The 16,851-nt window shown below is 45.5% G+C and carries 27 protein-coding genes; 24 read left to right on the top strand and 3 right to left on the bottom strand.

The genetic code is table 11. The features are described 5' to 3' along the window. Positions 1-76 precede the first annotated feature (76 nt). The 13 genes from RW092_RS00130 to RW092_RS00070 all read left to right on the top strand — a co-directional run bounded on the left by RW092_RS00130 (position 77) and on the right by RW092_RS00070 (position 7,210). Positions 77-766 carry a DNA cytosine methyltransferase gene (locus RW092_RS00130; RefSeq protein ID WP_316009176.1) on the top strand — a complete coding sequence of 230 codons (690 nt, stop codon included), beginning with the start codon at positions 77-79 and terminating at the stop codon, positions 764-766. A gap of 320 nt (positions 767-1,086) precedes the next feature. Beyond that, on the top strand, positions 1,087-1,551 hold the full coding sequence (locus tag RW092_RS00125) for a YopX family protein (RefSeq protein WP_316009175.1): 465 nt from the start codon (positions 1,087-1,089) through the stop codon (positions 1,549-1,551). 151 nt (positions 1,552-1,702) lie between these two features. Beyond that, positions 1,703-2,047, top strand: a complete 345-nt coding sequence (locus tag RW092_RS00120) for a hypothetical protein (RefSeq protein ID WP_316009174.1) — start codon at positions 1,703-1,705, stop codon at positions 2,045-2,047. Between the two features lie 25 nt (positions 2,048-2,072). Continuing rightward, positions 2,073-2,390 (top strand): hypothetical protein, encoded by a 318-nt coding sequence (locus tag RW092_RS00115; protein ID WP_316009173.1) that lies wholly within the window; start codon positions 2,073-2,075, stop codon positions 2,388-2,390. 145 nt (positions 2,391-2,535) lie between these two features. Further along, on the top strand, positions 2,536-2,742 hold the full coding sequence (locus RW092_RS00110) for a hypothetical protein (protein WP_316009172.1): 207 nt from the start codon (positions 2,536-2,538) through the stop codon (positions 2,740-2,742). A 253-nt stretch (positions 2,743-2,995) separates the two neighbouring features. Then, complete coding sequence (locus RW092_RS00105) at positions 2,996-3,178, top strand: hypothetical protein (RefSeq protein ID WP_316009171.1); 183 nt, start codon at positions 2,996-2,998, stop codon at positions 3,176-3,178. A 3-nt stretch (positions 3,179-3,181) separates the two neighbouring features. Beyond that, a complete protein-coding gene (locus RW092_RS00100) occupies positions 3,182-4,054 on the top strand; it encodes a DNA replication protein DnaD (protein WP_316009170.1) in 873 nt (290 codons plus the stop codon). A gap of 31 nt (positions 4,055-4,085) precedes the next feature. Then, positions 4,086-4,271 (top strand): hypothetical protein, encoded by a 186-nt coding sequence (locus RW092_RS00095; RefSeq protein ID WP_316009169.1) that lies wholly within the window; start codon positions 4,086-4,088, stop codon positions 4,269-4,271. Then, a complete protein-coding gene (locus RW092_RS00090; RefSeq protein WP_316009168.1) occupies positions 4,268-4,495 on the top strand; it encodes a hypothetical protein in 228 nt (75 codons plus the stop codon). Before RW092_RS00095 ends, RW092_RS00090 begins: the two co-directional genes overlap by 4 nt. Continuing rightward, complete coding sequence (locus RW092_RS00085; protein ID WP_316009167.1) at positions 4,492-4,857, top strand: DUF1064 domain-containing protein; 366 nt, start codon at positions 4,492-4,494, stop codon at positions 4,855-4,857. The genes RW092_RS00090 and RW092_RS00085 overlap by 4 nt, the downstream gene beginning before the upstream one ends. 236 nt (positions 4,858-5,093) lie before the next feature. Then, positions 5,094-5,558 carry a class I SAM-dependent methyltransferase gene (locus RW092_RS00080; protein WP_316009166.1) on the top strand — a complete coding sequence of 155 codons (465 nt, stop codon included), beginning with the start codon at positions 5,094-5,096 and terminating at the stop codon, positions 5,556-5,558. A 147-nt stretch (positions 5,559-5,705) separates the two neighbouring features. Continuing rightward, positions 5,706-6,728 carry a hypothetical protein gene (locus RW092_RS00075; RefSeq protein WP_316009165.1) on the top strand — a complete coding sequence of 341 codons (1,023 nt, stop codon included), beginning with the start codon at positions 5,706-5,708 and terminating at the stop codon, positions 6,726-6,728. 29 nt (positions 6,729-6,757) lie between these two features. Next, the gene (locus RW092_RS00070; protein WP_316009164.1) at positions 6,758-7,210 is read left to right on the top strand and encodes a sigma-70 RNA polymerase sigma factor region 4 domain-containing protein; all 453 of its coding nucleotides are present in this window, start codon (positions 6,758-6,760) and stop codon (positions 7,208-7,210) included. A 349-nt stretch (positions 7,211-7,559) separates the two neighbouring features. Here the strand turns inward: RW092_RS00070 and RW092_RS00065 are convergent, their stop codons facing one another. The 3 genes from RW092_RS00065 to RW092_RS00060 form a co-directional block, all read right to left on the bottom strand. Further along, the gene (locus RW092_RS00065; RefSeq protein ID WP_316009163.1) at positions 7,560-7,844 is read right to left on the bottom strand and encodes a hypothetical protein; all 285 of its coding nucleotides are present in this window, start codon (positions 7,842-7,844) and stop codon (positions 7,560-7,562) included. 98 nt (positions 7,845-7,942) lie between these two features. Beyond that, complete coding sequence (locus RW092_RS23735) at positions 7,943-8,116, bottom strand: helix-turn-helix domain-containing protein (protein WP_410055492.1); 174 nt, start codon at positions 8,114-8,116, stop codon at positions 7,943-7,945. A gap of 11 nt (positions 8,117-8,127) precedes the next feature. Beyond that, the gene (locus RW092_RS00060) at positions 8,128-8,313 is read right to left on the bottom strand and encodes a hypothetical protein (RefSeq protein WP_316009162.1); all 186 of its coding nucleotides are present in this window, start codon (positions 8,311-8,313) and stop codon (positions 8,128-8,130) included. A 408-nt stretch (positions 8,314-8,721) separates the two neighbouring features. On the opposite strand from RW092_RS00060, the gene RW092_RS00055 reads away from it, so the two are divergent. The 11 genes from RW092_RS00055 to RW092_RS00005 form a co-directional block, all read left to right on the top strand. Further along, entirely contained in the window at positions 8,722-9,012 is a 291-nt protein-coding gene (locus tag RW092_RS00055; protein WP_316009161.1) for a hypothetical protein, read from the top strand. Positions 9,013-9,152: 140 nt separating this feature from the next. Then, on the top strand, positions 9,153-9,371 hold the full coding sequence (locus tag RW092_RS00050; RefSeq protein WP_316009160.1) for a hypothetical protein: 219 nt from the start codon (positions 9,153-9,155) through the stop codon (positions 9,369-9,371). 192 nt (positions 9,372-9,563) lie between these two features. Beyond that, positions 9,564-10,103: a hypothetical protein gene (locus RW092_RS00045; protein WP_316009159.1), complete on the top strand. Its 540-nt coding sequence runs from the start codon at positions 9,564-9,566 to the stop codon at positions 10,101-10,103. Further along, complete coding sequence (terL, locus tag RW092_RS00040; RefSeq protein WP_316009158.1) at positions 10,075-11,574, top strand: phage terminase large subunit; 1,500 nt, start codon at positions 10,075-10,077, stop codon at positions 11,572-11,574. The genes RW092_RS00045 and terL overlap by 29 nt, the downstream gene beginning before the upstream one ends. Continuing rightward, complete coding sequence (locus tag RW092_RS00035) at positions 11,568-11,762, top strand: hypothetical protein (RefSeq protein WP_316009157.1); 195 nt, start codon at positions 11,568-11,570, stop codon at positions 11,760-11,762. The genes terL and RW092_RS00035 overlap by 7 nt, the downstream gene beginning before the upstream one ends. Then, positions 11,762-13,513, top strand: a complete 1,752-nt coding sequence (locus RW092_RS00030) for a portal protein (RefSeq protein ID WP_316009156.1) — start codon at positions 11,762-11,764, stop codon at positions 13,511-13,513. Before RW092_RS00035 ends, RW092_RS00030 begins: the two co-directional genes overlap by 1 nt. A 93-nt stretch (positions 13,514-13,606) precedes the next feature. After that, positions 13,607-14,401 (top strand): hypothetical protein, encoded by a 795-nt coding sequence (locus RW092_RS00025; protein ID WP_316009155.1) that lies wholly within the window; start codon positions 13,607-13,609, stop codon positions 14,399-14,401. Between the two features lie 15 nt (positions 14,402-14,416). Beyond that, the gene (locus RW092_RS00020) at positions 14,417-15,379 is read left to right on the top strand and encodes a N4-gp56 family major capsid protein (protein WP_316009154.1); all 963 of its coding nucleotides are present in this window, start codon (positions 14,417-14,419) and stop codon (positions 15,377-15,379) included. A 49-nt stretch (positions 15,380-15,428) separates the two neighbouring features. Further along, positions 15,429-15,755: a hypothetical protein gene (locus RW092_RS00015; RefSeq protein ID WP_316009153.1), complete on the top strand. Its 327-nt coding sequence runs from the start codon at positions 15,429-15,431 to the stop codon at positions 15,753-15,755. Between the two features lie 46 nt (positions 15,756-15,801). Next, entirely contained in the window at positions 15,802-16,386 is a 585-nt protein-coding gene (locus RW092_RS00010) for a phage adaptor protein (RefSeq protein WP_316009152.1), read from the top strand. Continuing rightward, positions 16,383-16,851, top strand: a 469-nt coding sequence (locus RW092_RS00005) for a hypothetical protein (protein ID WP_316009151.1), incomplete at its 3' end; no start/stop codon positions are given. The genes RW092_RS00010 and RW092_RS00005, both read left to right, overlap by 4 nt.

Genomic DNA, 16,851 nt, shown 5'->3' with positions numbered 1-16,851 from the left:
CCAGGTGAGGCAAAAACAAAAGCTAAGAACAGAGATGCAGTAAAGACACAAATAGTGAAGCAAGGGAGAGAAGAAAATGAAGCCGAAATTATTGGACTTATATTGTAAAGCAGGTGGATGCTCTGCCGGATATGCTAGAGCAGGATTTGAAGTTGTGGGCGTAGATATTAATCCACAGCCAAACTACCCATACGAGTTCATTCAAGCTGATGCGCTTGAAATATTAAAGGACAAGGAATTTGTATCACAGTTCGCGGTCATTGCAGCTAGTCCTCCGTGTCAGGCACACAGCAAGGCGAAAAGCTTGTCGTTGGCTCGTAACGGCGGTCAATATGGAGAACACAAGGATTTGATTCCAGAAACGAGAGAATTGCTGATTGCAACGGGAAAGCCGTACATCATCGAAAATGTCGCAGGTGCACCACTTATCAACCCATTAAAGCTATACGGTTCCCAATTTAAAAACCTGTACACCCAACGCGAACGTTGGTTTGAGAGCAACATACCGCTGGTAGCGCCGGAGCAACCAAAAGTGAGTATGAAGACCCCGGCAGCTGGGAATGGCATTGGTGAGGATGGAAGCATATCCATTTGTGGAAGTGGTGGAGTCAGAGGTCTTAACGCGAAGCAGATTAGACTATACTGGGGCTTTGCACTGGGAGGAATTGACTGGATGACTCGTGCCGAGCTTGCCGAAGCAATACCGCCAGCTTATACAGAATTTTTGGGGAAACAGGCGCTTAATTTTATAAAACGTAGAGGTTAAGGAGGCACAATCCCATGAATGAACGGATACAAGAGATATCGTCCGTAAAGCCATATCACACCTTAAAGGGCAATAACCCATTATACAGCTTGATAGCTACGTAAAAGATTGAAAAGTATGTAGCTGCATGTAAATATGGTTGCTCAGAGTGCCGATCCTATCAAGAAATTGATGATATGAATGTAGACGAAATAGACGTGTTTGTTACCGAAAAAGGTACGGTATTTTCAAAAGAAATCACAATACTATGACGCAGTACAAAAATATAACGCACCTTACGGCCCCCACTCAGGGGGCCAGGGTATAGGAGGTATACAAGGATGAGAGAATATAAGTTTCGGGCTTGGAATAAGGAGTACAACGTAATGATACAAGCTGAGTCATTTCAACTCTGCCAAATGTGGATTTCTGGTATCGGCGAGGTTTTTGAAATCGGTGAATGGTCAGATTATGGCGGCGGAGGAAAAACAGAGGATGATTGTTCCGACCAATACATCCTCATGCAATACACAGGCCTTAAAGACCGCAACGGAAATGATATCTATGAAGGGGATATCTTAAAAATCACATTTGATCAGTCATATGTGGATAAACCGTTTTACATTGGAGTAGTGACATACCAGGCTTACGAGGGTTATCCAGCATTCGACTTAGAACCTTGGGTCGATTGCGATATGAATGCTTTATCATGGCTTAAATCGGAAAGTGATCCAAGCGTAGTCAGCTACGAAGTTATCGGCAACCGTTTTGACAATCCAGAGCTATTAGAGGAGGTAAGAGAGTAATGGGAAAGTTAACATTAGGAGAAACAGAATATGTTACCTCTGAATGCAAAAAATGCGGCGGGTCAGGTTTCTCGAGATATGAATATTCGTATGATGCGGTGTGTGAAGAATGCGGAGGAACCGGCTTGCGTTTAGGGGAGGTAAGAGAGTAATGGGAAAGGTGATCGATGCAGAAGGGCTGGTGAATTTTCTCGAAGAAGAGAAGAACAACTGGGAGGGCCAAAATCCTTATAGTCGCGGCAGGTCAGATTCGTTGCAATGGGTTATTGATCGCATCAAAAGTAATAATTCGCGTATTGGGATAATTGATTCCATCCCCTTACCAACCATAAATCCGGGAGATAAGGTGAAAATAATTTCAGCGCTGTCAAGAGAATGGATTGGAAGGGAAGCAGTTGTAAAAGAAGTATATACTGAACCATTTCTCCATTTCTCACTCGACATTTGCGGAGGGCATTGGACTCCTTCGTGTCTTGAGGTGATAGAGAGTGACTAAACAGGTTAGAGACTGGCACAAGGATATGGAACTGTTGCAAAAAAAGCCAAGGTACACAATCGATGAAGTGAATCACATTATTTATAATGTGGCTCCTTACTGGCTCCAAGAAGTGAAAAAACTTTGTGAAGTCAACCAACAAGAACAAAGAAAAATATTGGGATTGCGCATCAGATTAAACGCAGAGAAAGAACGGGCAGATCAGGCAGAGGCACGGGAACAGATGCTAAGGGAAGCGATAGAAGCGGCGATAGAAAATATAAATCATGAAGCATTTAGAACAGCATGTAATGGTTTGGAGGATGTTCTGGCATCACTTTATCCAGAGGAGGGAACAAAGTGAAAAAATTTCATCCAATTCCCAACTGGAGAGAAAAGAAACTCACATGTACAAAGTGCAAAACGAAGTTATCGGTAAAATATCGGATCGAAGGAAAGCCATATTGCAATTGGTGTGTACTACCGGCGTGTGTTGAGGAGGGCGACAAATGATCGACTGGAAGAAATACGATCCAATGAATCCACCTCAACATTGGAAAGTGTACCTTGTTACAAACGGTAAACGTGTTATAAGCGCATATTTGGATTCAGACAAAGTGAATGGTCAACAGTGGTGGGAAGAAGATCAGGAATATTTATTTACAGGTGTCACCCACTACGCAGAAATCAATTTACCAAACCAAAGGGAGAGATAAAGAGTGTTATACGACGATAGCGAAAAAGCGACTGTGAGAACAATCCATGAAAGTGTGTTTCCGAAAGGGACGGTAGGGAGAGTATTGGGATGTAGATTCATCCCGAGAACTACCACTCGCGTGTACTTATTTCAGACGACTGAAAAAATCGAAGGTATGGTAGATGGCCCAAAAACAGAGTGGTACTTAGATCGTGACTTGGAAAATGTATAACGAATTTGAATCCCGAATAAGTCCTGAAAGGGGGATATATATGTCACCAGAACAAGCAATATGGGAAGAAGAACTAGCCAGAGCCGTAAAGGACCTGGAACTCGCAGAAAAGTATGACGATTACGGCGCAATCGAATGGAACAAAGAACGGATCCGTTACAGCAAGATGAAGATCCGCGAATACGAGGAGTATGAACAGAATAAGAAAAAATGGGCGGTGTGAACCGTGGCTGAAAAAAGAATGATTTCAAAGGTGATATCTATCTCTGAAAAAGTAAATATGTTGCCGGACATCTTCGACATGCTTCTGTTTACTTGGATTATACCACATACTGATGATTTTGGTCGTTTAGCTGGATCACCAGCAAAAGTTAAGGCTTTGGTTGTTCCAATGTTGGATAAGTCAATAAAAGAGGTTGGAGATTCAATACAAAGGTTGCATGATCAAGGATTGATTCATTGGTATGAAGTTGATGGGGAAAAAGTAATCCAAGTGACTAATTTCGAGAAACATCAACAGGGATTACATAAAAGAACTCGCTCAAAATTCCCTGACCCACCTGACAAATCCAATGAAATACGGAACATTCCCGGAAATTCCGGGAACTTCCCAACTTTTCCTCCTGAAGGGAAGGGAACTGAACAGAAGGGAACTGAAGAGAACGGAAGGGAAGAGGAAGGGAAGGGAACTGAATCCCCCCCACCTTCCGATCCTATTAAGGACTCATTTTTAAAATTAACGAACGAACACTCTGTTAAAACTACACTATTCGGACTAGACCAAATCTATTCCTACATCGGTGTAGTTGAAACCGAAGTGATTGAAACGGCAATCAAGAAAGCTGCAGGTAAACATATCAATTACGCAATTAATACATTACAAGGTTGGATTAGCGAAGGTAAAACGAAACTCGAGCAGATCCTACCTAAGCCATCACCAGGAGTATACAAACCGCAAAGCGGCAAACCACAGATTGAAGTTGTACAGCCCAATACCGGGCAAGCTATCTCGGACGAAGAATACGCCAACCTAATCAAGTTGGCAGAAGAAATGGGGGCACGTAAACGTGGCAAAAAAGAAGAGCGCGAACCGGCGTAACATGAACCAGACCGCAGTTATACGACAGGTGATGCCACGTGACAGAGTGCCAGGGCCGGACGAGCTATTGGCAGCGCTCCATGAACCTTTACCCGATGACACCGTAAGCAAGATCATCGAGTTACGCCGCCAGAAGATCCCGCGCAGCCAGATTGCAAGACAACTCGGATTAAGTAAGTTACAGGTAAACCATGAACTGATGAAAAGGGGAGGATGAAGATGTTTTATCACAGCAACTACAAAAAACACACCGCTATCCCGCGCTTAGATACACCAACCATCAAACTCGACCGATCGGAGCTCAAACGAGCCGAGCAAACATTGGTCAAGCGTAAACTTTCACCGGAGGAGCTGGCTGAGGTGATCGAAAAGTACGGACCGCCTATCCTGCCACTTAACAGCAAGGTACCAAGGAAACGTAAGGGAGGTGGTGCGGCTTGAGGGCAAACAAATACGGCGCCAAGAAAACTCAGCGAGATGGTATAGAGTTTGATAGCCTCATGGAAGCCGAAAGGTATCAGCATCTTAAACTATTGCAGCGTGCCGGCATTATAACCGATCTCGAGCCGCACCCGGAATTTGTCCTGATCGAACCATTCAAAAAGTTCGGCAAGAAGAAGCGGGGGCACAAGTATAAAGCGGACTTCATGTATCGGGATGAATCGGGACAGTTGATCGTAGAGGACGTGAAAGGGTGCATAGCAAGGGACTTCCCGCTTAGGCGCACATTGTTTGACTCCAAGTACCCTGATATTGTGCTCAAGGTAGTCACCAAAGAACGAGGTCGATGGGAGGAAAAGTAGGATGATGTACTGCTACGTATTGAGTGATGACGGATATACGCTCATAGACGAAACAGGAGCCGTTGTAGGGCGTTTAATCGACTTGGACAAGCAAATACTAGGGCGAAGTGTAAAACGTCACAGAGAGCCTTCTAAGTGGTTTAAAGGACATGTGTACAAAAAACTAAATCGTGAAGTTGGAGCTTGATGCAGAGTAGACACATAAAGCGTAATAGCGGAAAGGAGCCGTGAATCAGATGGCTAAGATACTCGATGCTTGTTGCGGAAGCAGAATGTTTTGGTTCGACAAGGAACATGAAGACGTTATATACATGGACAATCGGCAGCTTAATGACGTTTTATGTGATGGTCGAACACTCAATGTTAACCCAGATGTTATTGCGGACTTTCGGAATATGCCGTTTGAAGACAACTCTTTCTATCTGGTCGTATTCGACCCTCCGCATTTGGTTAAGGCCGGTGAAGAATCATGGTTGGCCAAGAAGTACGGAAAGTTAGACGAACTATGGCAATTCGATATTAGGCAAGGATTTTCCGAATGCATGCGCGTGTTGAAGCCGAACGGAACACTGATTTTCAAATGGAATGAAGACCAGGTTTCGTTGAAGGAAGTACTCGAAGCTATTGGTTACAAACCGCTATTTGGAAACAAGCGGAGCAAGACGCATTGGCTTGTGTTTATGAAAACCGATGTTGCGTAGTTCGAAAAAACAACGCAACAAAAAGTCAACCAACAAACCAGCAAGAAATCATACAAAATATTGAGTTATCAAAAGAAAAACAATGATTATATCCACAAAATGTAGTATAATAAGTATAAAGAACTAAATATCGGGAGAGGTGCAAAAATGAGTAATTACGTTCAAGAATTGGAACAAGCAAAATATGAATTAAACACGGAAAATCAACGCGGAAGTTTAGCAGATGCGGGGAAAATTGCAGCGTTGAAAGCACGAATTGAAGAATTAACAAAGAAGATCGAGGAAGAAGAAAAGGCTGCTGCCGAAGAGGCCATTATGAGCACGGTTGACGATATGGTTATTAACGGGACACCTCTAAGAGAGTTGTTTGACATCAGCAATCCTGAAATGGCAGAGATGGCATACAGGATCGTATCAACCGCCTGGAAGCAAAGTTTGCTAGAAACGGTTGAAAATGCAAAAAAAGAACTGGACGTAGAAAAGGAAGCAAGGAACAAGGCGCTAGAATTACTGGATGAAGTCGCTGCGGAGAAAGAAGATATACAGGTCAGTCTCAAGAAAGTGATGCAGGAGAAGTACGAACTTGCGGACAAGTTGGCGGACGCCGAAGCTAAACGTGACGCCGCGGCCGCAGAACTGGAAGAAGCGAAGAAAGAAATAAAACGTTTGAAATCGCAAATCGACGATCTGCGGAAAGAAATTGCCGTAGGCGCTGTGAATGCCCCTAAGGTGATTGATATCGGCGAATCGATGCAGCAGTTTTTGGAGGCGAAGGCGGCTGCAGAAGCGGCTAAGCCAGCGATCTATGACGTTGAACCATTGGACTTTAAGCAATCCAGATATACAGCTAAGCTCGCGGCTACCGGCGAAGAGATCGAATTTGGTTATCTCGAAAAAGGGAAGTATCGGGAGGTTACCGCCGAAGAGGCGGAAGTGTTTCGCACCGAATACGAAGCCAAACTTGCTCAAGAGAGTGTGGAAGTGGACGCTGGGGAAGGGATGGAGTTAACACCGCCAGTGTTTCAAACTGAAGAAGATACCGAGACCCCAGTCAGTGACATGGCTAAAGGGGACATGGACGGAGAAGTGGCAGATCAAGCACTTACGCTCGAAGAAAGAGTAGCGGCGTTGGAAAAAGCTGTGTTTGGTGAGATCAAAGGGGCGGCGTAAGCTGCCCTTATCACAAGGAGGGTAGCTATATGGACAATAACACGGTAACAAAATTGCTGACGGATTTCCGATCGTATAAGTTTGCGCTGATGAACCTTGGTGTAGATGAAACGGTAAATAATCCAGCAAATATTAGACCGATTTATTCCGAGCGAGTGCCAAAACACATCAGTAGATACGATACAGCTTATGACCGGGAACGTTATACGCGAATCGTGACAATGGTTGAATCGGCAGTTAATTATGTCCTTAACGATGATCAGAGAACGGTAATCATGCGTAAATACTTAGAACGAAATACCATGAACCTAGATGAAATTGCCAACATATTGCACAAGCATCGGACAACGGTAGGACGGTGGCACAGAGAGGCAATTAATAAGCTTTCCAAGGCATTGCTCCCGATCAGTAAAGATTACATGGAGATCAACAACATTGACCATATGTTTGATCCGAATTGGACGTTTAAAGAACCGGCTTAAAGAGAATATTTACAAATAACACCGGTAATGCTATAATCAATTTGCGCGGTACGGAAGTGCCGAACGCGCTTGTCGTCCGCTTCTAGCGGGCGTGGATTGAAATAATAAAAAGTAAGTCATTGCAAAAAGAAAACGCCTGCGGATTACTTCCGTCAGGCGTTTTTGCTTTGGTCAGTTCCTCATTTTCGCGAATCCCTGAAATCCTCGATTTGTTGCAGCGTCCATACAGGACCGTTGCTTAGTCTTTGGATGGGTTCCGGAAACGCCCCTCGGCTAAGATAAGTTTGGACACGGCGACGATCCCAACCGAGGACCTTCGCCGCATCTGATAATCCAACCAGGGGCGGAATTACTTTGACGCTTTGGACAACAGAACTTGACCTGTGACCGACGATAAGCGTGGTGTTTTACCGTATGCATCTAATTCGCAATGCTCGTTTTTGTGGTCGAATATGGCGACTTCGCCTGTTACCGTCTTGCCAACAGAATAACCTTCTGGCAATACATAATCCTCGGCATCGTGGACGAAAGAAAACTGTGATACGCTGTAATCAGAATCAGCAATTACGAATGTGTCTTTAGTCATTGGATCATTCTTTTGCGTTTCAACAAATTGTAATTTGATTGTTTTCATTTCAATTCATCCTTTCCCCCTCATCCGGTATCTCCGGCTTATTGGTTGTTAACTGTTCTTTCTGTATGACTATATCATACAACAATTGTATGACTATGTCAACAACTATTTTTTTGAACTGGATTAGGCTGATTTTTATCTAACACCCAAGTTTTACCTATACGAATGCATTTTACTTTTCCCTCACGACACAAGCGTTTGATATGGTCCTGAGAGAGGCCCCAAAGTTTGGCGGCCTCCTCAGTTCCCATAATCTGTTCTAACAGATTCATTTTTAACCTCATCACTCCCCTCTATTTACTGCAAAATCGATTTTTTCAGGACCATGGCCACTAATTTTTCTCATTCTTACTCTGTGCGCGTGGTACAATTCATATTTTTGCATTTCTTCTGGCGAAAGTGTGTACAAACTTTCGACCACATAAACTGAGCCATCCAAGAATTTCACATTCTTTCCTACCTCGTACATTTTCAACACTCTCCTAATTTGGTATTATGGAGAGGCGAGGGACCGACCAAAGTTCTCGCCTCAGGTCGCTTACTAATGTGAGCGACAATTTATTTTTTCTTTGCGCCCGTCATCGGGCTTGTCTATAATATATCATGCCCGTTATCGGGCGTCAATAGTTTTTTAAAAAAATATTCGTGCATCATTATTGCTCACAAATGCGACACGGGAAATGCTAAAATAATACCATAGGGAACAGTTGATGATCCCCGGTGATTGCGCAATCGCGGGTCACACTATTTCCTTAACCGTTTCTGGCCTATGGGGCGGGCAGCGAACGCGCGCAACCCGTCCCGAAAAAAAACATATTAACCAAAAAAAACATATTTTTTTGTTGTAAAATACTCCGTGAAGGGAGTTGAATAATCGGTGTTTATACCAAAAGTATGGTTTGAAGGAAGAAAGTTATTCGTTCAGGCCAACCCGACAGAGGCGAAAGAATACGCTGCTGAAGGTCACTCTATCGACTTGGGCATAGGGGAAATCAAAAGCATACTGCAAAAAGAGCAGACGGTTTATGTTCATGGTGATCAGCGCAATGTTATTGTGGCACACGTGCATAGTGTAAAGATCATGAAAATCGTTTCGCCGTACTCGATTGACGTTCCAACATGGATGAAGATTGATTTTGAAAACTTTATAGAATCAGAGAGGGAGTAGCAGAGATGCTGCTCTTTTTATTTATAAGGAGTTGAGGACATGAGTAATAAGCTAGCCAACGTAACACTCATATTGCTATTGGCTACACTCATTATCAACTGCATCGACTTATTTATGAATTGATCGCAAGGAGTTGTACCATGACGCACGACGAAAAGATGCTAAAAAGGGCAAAAGAAAATTTGGAGCGTATCCGCCGAGAGTACACCGGAGATATGCTAAAGTTTTTTGAACCATCTGCTATGCATCTTGTGGCGGCATATGAGAAACGTGTGCAAGAAGGCCGGAGGCCATCGATGCGACCGAATCATCACAGCGAAGCGGGGGCCGGAAAGGGGAATTGTTATGAAGTTACATAAAGACGGAACACTCGAAGGAACACCTCAAGAACTATACCTATACTCCAAACTAACGGAGGTAAAGAAAGAACCGTTTAAGGTGGTACCACCAACTAAGCTGATCATAAGCGATTACCCGACAACTAATGATTATGTCCGTGGCTTATTAAGTGCCATAGGCAAAGGATATTACCACTGAAAGGGAGTGAGAGTATGGCAACAGGGGTCACGCCAGAAAAAAAGGAACGCATACAGGCCCTGTTAGCCGAGGGTAAGACAACGAACGCCATCGCTAAAGAAACAGGGCTTTCATGGAGAAAGGTAAAGGATGTAATTATCGACATGGATGAAGTCGTGGAGAAAGGTTCAGCTGGTAGAAATCCAAAATACAGTGATGATCATATTAGCGAGCTCGTTGAGAAGTTCAGGGAATACATCAGGGAAACGGAATTGCCGATCATCGCTGAATTTGCGTATCAGAATGAGATTGACAAGACACTGATCTACGATAAAGACGAATTTTCCACTCTAAGAAAAATCGCTATAGCAAAAAAAGAAGCAAGGCTGGAGCGCGGTACATTGATCGGGGAGTATAACCCAACAATGGCCGTTTTTTCGTTGAAACAATTAGGATGGACCGATAAGCAACAGGTTGAAGCGACTAACCACAACATGAACACGGATGTAACCAACATGACGCCAGAAGAACGGAGGGCGAGAATTGATGAGCTTATCCGTAAGCGAGGAACTTGAACTCATCGCACTTCTGGAGGCAGAGGATAAATATAAAGCAGCACATGATTATTACGAGTATGTGAGATATACGCATGGATCTCTTTACACGTACACGCGGCACGGAGAATTCATCTGCAGGATGCTAAATGATGCAATCGTTAAGCGACACAAGATGTTTGCCGGCGAGATTCCGATGGAAACGCAATACTATCAAATCTCGATGCCGCCGCAGCATGGAAAGTCCATGCACATTACCGAGACATTCCCGAGCTACTTTCTAGGTCACTTTCCTAATGAAGGTGTGATAGAGGTAAGTTATAACGAGGGATTTGCTGAGAAGTTTGGTGGCAGGAATAAAGATAAGATCCAGCGTTACGGTCTGGAGCTTTTTGGCGTTGAGGTTGCGAGAGATACACAGTCAAAGAGTGAATGGGCCATAGCTGTAAACGGGCAGAAAACGCGTGGCGGTATGATGTCGCGCGGTATCATGTCCGGTGTTACCGGATCATCCTGGGGCGATTGCATTATCATAGACGACCCGATCAAAAACCGTGAAGAGGCTAACTCTGAGACCATACGCGAAAAGCATTGGCAAGAATGGCAGGATTCGATTTCAACGCGGATCCATCCGGGAGCCATCGTGATACTGATCATGACACGCTGGCATGAAGATGATCTATGCGGTAGATTGAGGAATCCCGAGTATGCGAAACCGTTACCGTGGCAGATCATCAACTTGCCGTTAGAGGCAGAAGAATACGACATGCTAGGCAGGCAACCGGGGGAACCGCTTTGGCCTGAACGTTATGGCTATGACTTTATTGAGGTGCGTAAGGGCTACCCATCGTCATTCAATGCTCTATATCAGGGGCGACCAACCAGCCAAGAGGGTAACATGCTGAAACGTCACTGGTGGCAGTATTACGATGTATTGCCACACATGGCGTCCAAGCTCATAAGCATAGATGCAACATTCAAGGATAGTGACGACAGTGACTATGTGGTTATCCAAGTTTGGGGCAAGAACAGGGCAGACATGTACTTGATCGAACAGGTACGAGCCAAAATGAACTTCATGGCAACAATACAGACGATCAGGAACATGCACAATAAGCATCCAGACGCCACATGGAAATTGGTTGAGGACAAGGCCAATGGTTCAGCGATCATATCCACGTTACAACGTGAGATTGGCGGTATCATACCGGTTAATCCTGAAGGCGGCAAGGTTGCCCGGGTTAATGCGGTGTCAGCATATATCGAAAGCGGGAATGTTTATCTACCGAGACATGCTGAATGGGTACATGACTTTGTCGAGGAAGCAGCGAGCTTCCCGAATGGTAAGCACGACGATCAAGTAGACGCCATGTCTCAGGCGCTACATCGGTTTATTTATTTTAGCGGTGATCTGCCAGAACCAACGTCAGCAGAAACACCATTCCCATTCCGCACAGAGGAACATACTGGAGGTGAGTATATATCGTGGTAGACGAAGTATCTACATTGGGGGAACTACTCAAACTCCCCAACCTTGAAGAGGACACAATTAAGCTTATCAACGCCAAGATGCGGGAGTTTATAGGCGAGGCTAAGCCAATGTCACCGGCTCAAAAGGAAGAGGTTGCTAATCTCATTAACGAATGGCTTAATGGATCGCCTAAGGAAGGAGGTGCATGATGGCAGTTACAGAAGCGGCAGACATGACCGCAAGGGAAGTGAACAAGCAGTATCAAGATGGCCTGTCTTACAAGCGTAGGATGGGCTTTATTGATAAGTGGCCCGAGTATGAAAGGTTTAAGGCTGGGGATCAGTGGCCTGCTGCTACGCAAAAGACCAAGGCTTTACCACGACCTGTGTTCAACGTCATTAAAATGATTGAGTCCCATAAGGTTGCCAACGTCATGAGCGAGCAAATCAAAATGATCTTCTCATTGCAAGAGGATGACGAAACAGAGGTTAATCAGGAACAGATCGACACAGGTGATTTATTTAGCCGCTTTTCGGAAGCTACCTGGGAGCGTATCAAGCAGGACGAACTTAACGAGGAAGGTCTGGACATTGCTGCAAACACCGGAACCGGGATCTGGCACTACTATTGGGACGCTGACGCAAAAGGAGGCACTAGATTTCCGTGGGTAGGCGAAATGGAAGGGGAGATTATCGACCCGATTAACTTTTTCCCTGGCAACCCGCAACAGCGTAAGGTGCAGAAACAGCCGTACATCATCATTAGCAGCCGTGAGATGGTCGATAACGTGAAGGCATACGCCAAGGCTAACGGACTGAGTAATGAGATGGTCGAGCAGATTAAACCGGATAAGGATACGCAAGATCAGGGTTACGACATGGCAATGGTTGAGCTCAACGACAGCAGTAAAGTCACGGTGCTGACAAAGTACTGGCGTAAGGACGGTACAGTCCACTTTTGCAAAGTCGCATCGGGCATCACGATCAAAAAGGACACTGACACCGGAATGCGACTATACCCGATTGCGGTCATGCAATGGGAGCGCCGTAAGAAGTCCATATTTGGCGTAGGAGATACCGAGGGGCTTATCCCTAACCAGAAGGCTATCAACACACTTGTAGCCATGCAGATCCTATCTGTGCAGCTTACAGGATGGCCTAAGGTGGTTTACAAGAAGGGCGCAATCGACCCAAGCAAGATTACGAACTCGCCCGGCGAGATTATTGAGGACCAATCGCCTCCTGGGTCAGGAGAGGGGGTACGCTATCTTACGCCAGCATCCATTCCGAATACTGCAATAAACCTTGTGGAGTCCATTTTGGACTTTACCCGGCAAATGACCGGGGCAGACGAAGCGGCAACCGGTACGGCACCAAGTGCTGACCTAAACGCTACAGCGATCATGCTTTTGCAAAAGGCTGCGGCAATCCCAATCGAGTCCATCAAGCGGCGTTTCTATCGGTTGATCGAGGACGTAGGCCGCATATGGGAAGAGTTTTGGAAGGTTAAATACAATCTTCCGAGACAAATCATTCTGAGGAATGATGATGGAGAGGAGTATTCGGAGTTGTTTAATGGCGCTGACTACAAAGATACGGCACTTAACCTGCGTATCGATGTGGGGCCATCATCTACTTATTCTGAATCGCTCATGCTGTCCAGTTTGCAGGATTTCTTGAAGTCCGGCTACATCACGTTTGAGCAGTTCCTGAAGTACGCACCGAAGAATGTTGTTCCTTACCGTGACAGACTACAAAAGGAACTAGACGAGCAGAAAGGCATTGTCGGAACAATCGAGCAGTTTGTGAACAGTATGCAGCCGCAGGAAAAGGCTATGTTCGATCAGATGCAGCCGCAACAGCAATTACAGCTGATCGGTCAGGTGATTATGAATCAACAAGCCATGACACAGCCGGCACAACCGATGCCGCCGCAACAACCAGCATTAGTCAATATGTAATACGGGCCCTTCGCAGTGCAGCGTTGGGCCTTTGCTTTACCCAATTTCGGGCGTTGAATCGTTATGGTCGCCGCATAACAAGGAGGAGTTACCGTGGAAGATCAGGTTTTTGAACAAACGGGCGTTGAAGACGTACCTGTCGCCGAGGTACAGGAAACACAGCCAACCGAAGAAACGACTGAACAAGTACAGGAACAAGAAAATACGGGCGTTGAACAGTCTGAGGTCGCCGCTCAGAACGATGAAAAAGGCTTTGCCAAGGCTCTGAAAGCGCGAGAGGAACAAATCCGGCAGCAATTAGAGAAGGAATATGCTGAAAAAGCCAAGGCAGCTGAGACGTATCAGCAAAATCTCGACCGAATTGCAAGATTTTACGGCTATCCCGACCACGACAGCTACATGCAAGCCTTAGAACAGGCTGAAATGGACAAACGCATCCAGGAAGAAGCTGAGAAATTAGGGGTTGATGAGGATGTAATCCGTAATCATCTCCAACCACTGAATCAAAAGCTTAAGGAGTATGAAACAAAACTCCGAACAATCGAAGAACAGGAGGCGTTACGTAAGGTCGAAGCGCAAATTTCCGCAATGGAAAGCGATACGACTAACTTTCCTGACTTCGCAAAACACAAACAGGCTGTAATCCAATGTGCCGCAGAACGCGGGTATTCGTTGGAGGACGCTTATAAGATTGTCACTTATGACGAAAGAGTAAAAACTGCTACTTTACAAGCACAGCAAGACGCTGTGAGAAAACTACAACAAAACGCCGAAAGCGCAACCGGTTCTCTCGGAGCGGATGCTCCTGACCATCCGGGCGGATATGCAGCAATGTCACCGGAGGAACGTAGAGCATTCCGGGAGGCTGTGAAGCGAGGCGAAAGATAAGGAGAATGATAAACTATGGCAACAAATGTACAAGGTTATAACACTGGCGTTGGTGTAAACGCGCTGACAGCGGAGCAACACACATATTATCAAGATGCTATGCTGGAACGTCTGATTCCAGAATTGGTATGGACCAAGTTTGGGGAAAAGAAAAACATTCCAAAACGTAAGGGTGCAACTACAAATTTCCGTCGTTTGAACTCTCTGAACGTAGTAACAACTGCGCTGACTGAAGGTGTAACCCCGGACGGCGTGGACCTTAATATTACAGCGATCAACGCGGTTGTAAAAGAATACGGTAACTGGACGAAGATTTCTGAATTTATCAACCTTGCCGGTTACGATCCGCTGATGACCGAAGTTGCGGAACTGATGGGTGAGAACGCAGGGGAATCCATTGACGTGATTGTTCGTGATGTACTGTCTGCCGGTACAAACGTTATGTATGCAGGTGGCAAAACGTCCCGTGCAGCAATCGAAGCGACTGATAAAATCACCGCACTGGATATTCTGAAAGCTCGCCGCACCTTGAAACGTAACAAAGTAAAACCGATCCGGTTGCCGAACGGTGGTACGGACTATGTAGCGCTCGTTCATACTGACGTTGCTATGGACCTGATGCAACTGGATGAATGGAAGAAAGCAAACATTGAGAATGCAACGTCTGACTTCCGTGATGGTTCTATCGGACGCTTGTACGGTATCCGGTTCTACGAGGTAGACAACGGTGTTGTATTCCCAGAATCCGGCGCCAATGATGCAGATGTGTATGGCACGATTTTCCTTGGACGTGGGGCATACGGAATCCCAGATATTGAGGGTAGCGTTAAACCTGAGATCATCGTTCACCCTGCCGGTTCTGCTGGTTCTGCGGATCCGCTCAACCAGTTTAATACGGTCGCTTGGAAATGCGCTTTTGCTGCAGTTCGTCTGCAAGAACTCGCAATTGTACGTCTGGAATCTGGAGCAACTGCATAAAAAAACTGCGGGAGCCTACGGGCTCCCTTTAACTTAAGGAGGAAATAACATGGCAGGACCAAGAAAAACGGTACAAGAAGAAATGGCGCTTGATGAGAAATCTTTGGAACGGCTGGCTGCAAAACATGAAAAATCAGTCGCTCAACAGTTGAAGGAAATGGAAAAAGTGGAGATTACGATCCCGGGAGATCCGTTAAACCCAAATGATAAAGTCGTTCCGATCGGATTCAACGGCGTGATCTATACAGTGCCGCGTGATGTACCTACCAAGGTTCCGGTCGCAATCGCTGAAATCTGGCGCGATTCGTACAAACGCACGTTGGAAATCAATCAACGGATTGATGACAGCGTGAAAAAAGAAGTAAAAGTAATGTGACAACCGGCCCCGACAGGGGCTTTTTGTCTATTTAAGGGGTGAGACAATGACGTTGCAAGAGATCCTGGAAGAAATCGCGGAGAAATATCCTCATAACATGTCCAATGACAGCGTGATACGAAAGATCAACCTAATCCAAAACGAATTATTCCGGACAACCTTCCGGGTTAAAACCATGGCGATTTACGATCTGCAAAAGGATGTGTTCGCCTATACGCTTCCATTCCCTCGGACAAACCTTTCTGATGTGGTCGTAGAGGGACAGGAATACATTTACCAGGACAGCAAAAAGGAATCGAACATCCCGTTCTATTACTTTGTTGGCAAGGATGGGATAGGGATTTACCCAACGCCTGACAAAGACGTACCGGGTGGCATGTCGCTGTTCTATTACGTATCTCCTACAGAGCTCACGGCAGAGGATTTAACGGTGGTTCCTGACCTGGACAAAGACTTTCATCTACTCTTAGTCTACGGCGCACTAGTTCAAATTGCAGAGGCGTACAACGATGTGACGATGGTCAACAACTTTACAAGCAAGTACAACGGGTTGATTACGGAGTTTCACAAAGCCAACGATGAAACCCCGGATTACCCTGTTATTGAAGATGTTATGGGGGTGTGGACATGACGCAAGCGAGCGTAAATATAACGCAACAGTTTAAGGATGGCGGTGTAGTTCCAGCTACCTTAACCGGTCAGAATGCAGCTAGCAAAACATATGTTGATCAGCAACTAGCGATACGTGATGCTAATATTTCCGCAGCAGCAGGAGCGGCGAGCGCGGCACAGGCTGACATTGACGCACACGAAGCGTCCACTACAGCGCATCCAGCGCAGAACATCACGTATACCGGTCTAGTCGCTGGTGCCGCGAATGTTAAACAAGGATTAGATAATTTGTACACCAGAGTCAATGACATTATTGCTGATGGAGACAGCAGTGCTGAGGTAGTTGATGCTCGTGGTGGATATCCTGTGTTGGGGGATCGTCTTAATGCCACTGATGCACAGTTGGCGGATTTAATGTATCTCGGACTGGCTAGTAGATACGGAGTGGGGCCAGAGATCGGAAGCGCAGACGCAACCGATTTAC

It is taken from the genome of Paenibacillus sp. 3LSP (assembly GCF_032465655.1).
GTDB lineage: Bacteria > Bacillota > Bacilli > Paenibacillales > Paenibacillaceae > Fontibacillus > Fontibacillus barengoltzii.
The sequence above is the reverse complement of the archived record's forward strand: the minus strand, read 5'-3'. Positions and strand labels throughout refer to the sequence as shown.

Coding starts and splice junctions, on each gene's coding strand:
- RW092_RS00075 (WP_316009165.1), top strand. CDS start 5,706: ATGAGTAATTACGTTCAAGAATTGGAACAAGCAAAATATGAATTAAAC.
- RW092_RS00030 (WP_316009156.1), top strand. CDS start 11,762: ATGGCAGTTACAGAAGCGGCAGACATGACCGCAAGGGAAGTGAACAAG.
- RW092_RS00130 (WP_316009176.1), top strand. CDS start 77: ATGAAGCCGAAATTATTGGACTTATATTGTAAAGCAGGTGGATGCTCT.
- RW092_RS00115 (WP_316009173.1), top strand. CDS start 2,073: ATGGAACTGTTGCAAAAAAAGCCAAGGTACACAATCGATGAAGTGAAT.
- RW092_RS00050 (WP_316009160.1), top strand. CDS start 9,153: ATGACGCACGACGAAAAGATGCTAAAAAGGGCAAAAGAAAATTTGGAG.
- RW092_RS00120 (WP_316009174.1), top strand. CDS start 1,703: ATGGGAAAGGTGATCGATGCAGAAGGGCTGGTGAATTTTCTCGAAGAA.
- RW092_RS00065 (WP_316009163.1), bottom strand. CDS start 7,844: ATGAAAACAATCAAATTACAATTTGTTGAAACGCAAAAGAATGATCCA.
- RW092_RS00090 (WP_316009168.1), top strand. CDS start 4,268: ATGAAGATGTTTTATCACAGCAACTACAAAAAACACACCGCTATCCCG.
- RW092_RS00125 (WP_316009175.1), top strand. CDS start 1,087: ATGAGAGAATATAAGTTTCGGGCTTGGAATAAGGAGTACAACGTAATG.
- RW092_RS23735 (WP_410055492.1), bottom strand. CDS start 8,116: ATGAATCTGTTAGAACAGATTATGGGAACTGAGGAGGCCGCCAAACTT.
- RW092_RS00105 (WP_316009171.1), top strand. CDS start 2,996: ATGTCACCAGAACAAGCAATATGGGAAGAAGAACTAGCCAGAGCCGTA.
- RW092_RS00020 (WP_316009154.1), top strand. CDS start 14,417: ATGGCAACAAATGTACAAGGTTATAACACTGGCGTTGGTGTAAACGCG.
- RW092_RS00010 (WP_316009152.1), top strand. CDS start 15,802: ATGACGTTGCAAGAGATCCTGGAAGAAATCGCGGAGAAATATCCTCAT.
- RW092_RS00060 (WP_316009162.1), bottom strand. CDS start 8,313: ATGTACGAGGTAGGAAAGAATGTGAAATTCTTGGATGGCTCAGTTTAT.
- RW092_RS00080 (WP_316009166.1), top strand. CDS start 5,094: ATGGCTAAGATACTCGATGCTTGTTGCGGAAGCAGAATGTTTTGGTTC.
- RW092_RS00110 (WP_316009172.1), top strand. CDS start 2,536: ATGATCGACTGGAAGAAATACGATCCAATGAATCCACCTCAACATTGG.
- RW092_RS00095 (WP_316009169.1), top strand. CDS start 4,086: ATGCCACGTGACAGAGTGCCAGGGCCGGACGAGCTATTGGCAGCGCTC.
- RW092_RS00045 (WP_316009159.1), top strand. CDS start 9,564: ATGGCAACAGGGGTCACGCCAGAAAAAAAGGAACGCATACAGGCCCTG.
- RW092_RS00015 (WP_316009153.1), top strand. CDS start 15,429: ATGGCAGGACCAAGAAAAACGGTACAAGAAGAAATGGCGCTTGATGAG.
- terL (WP_316009158.1), top strand. CDS start 10,075: ATGAGCTTATCCGTAAGCGAGGAACTTGAACTCATCGCACTTCTGGAG.
- RW092_RS00070 (WP_316009164.1), top strand. CDS start 6,758: ATGGACAATAACACGGTAACAAAATTGCTGACGGATTTCCGATCGTAT.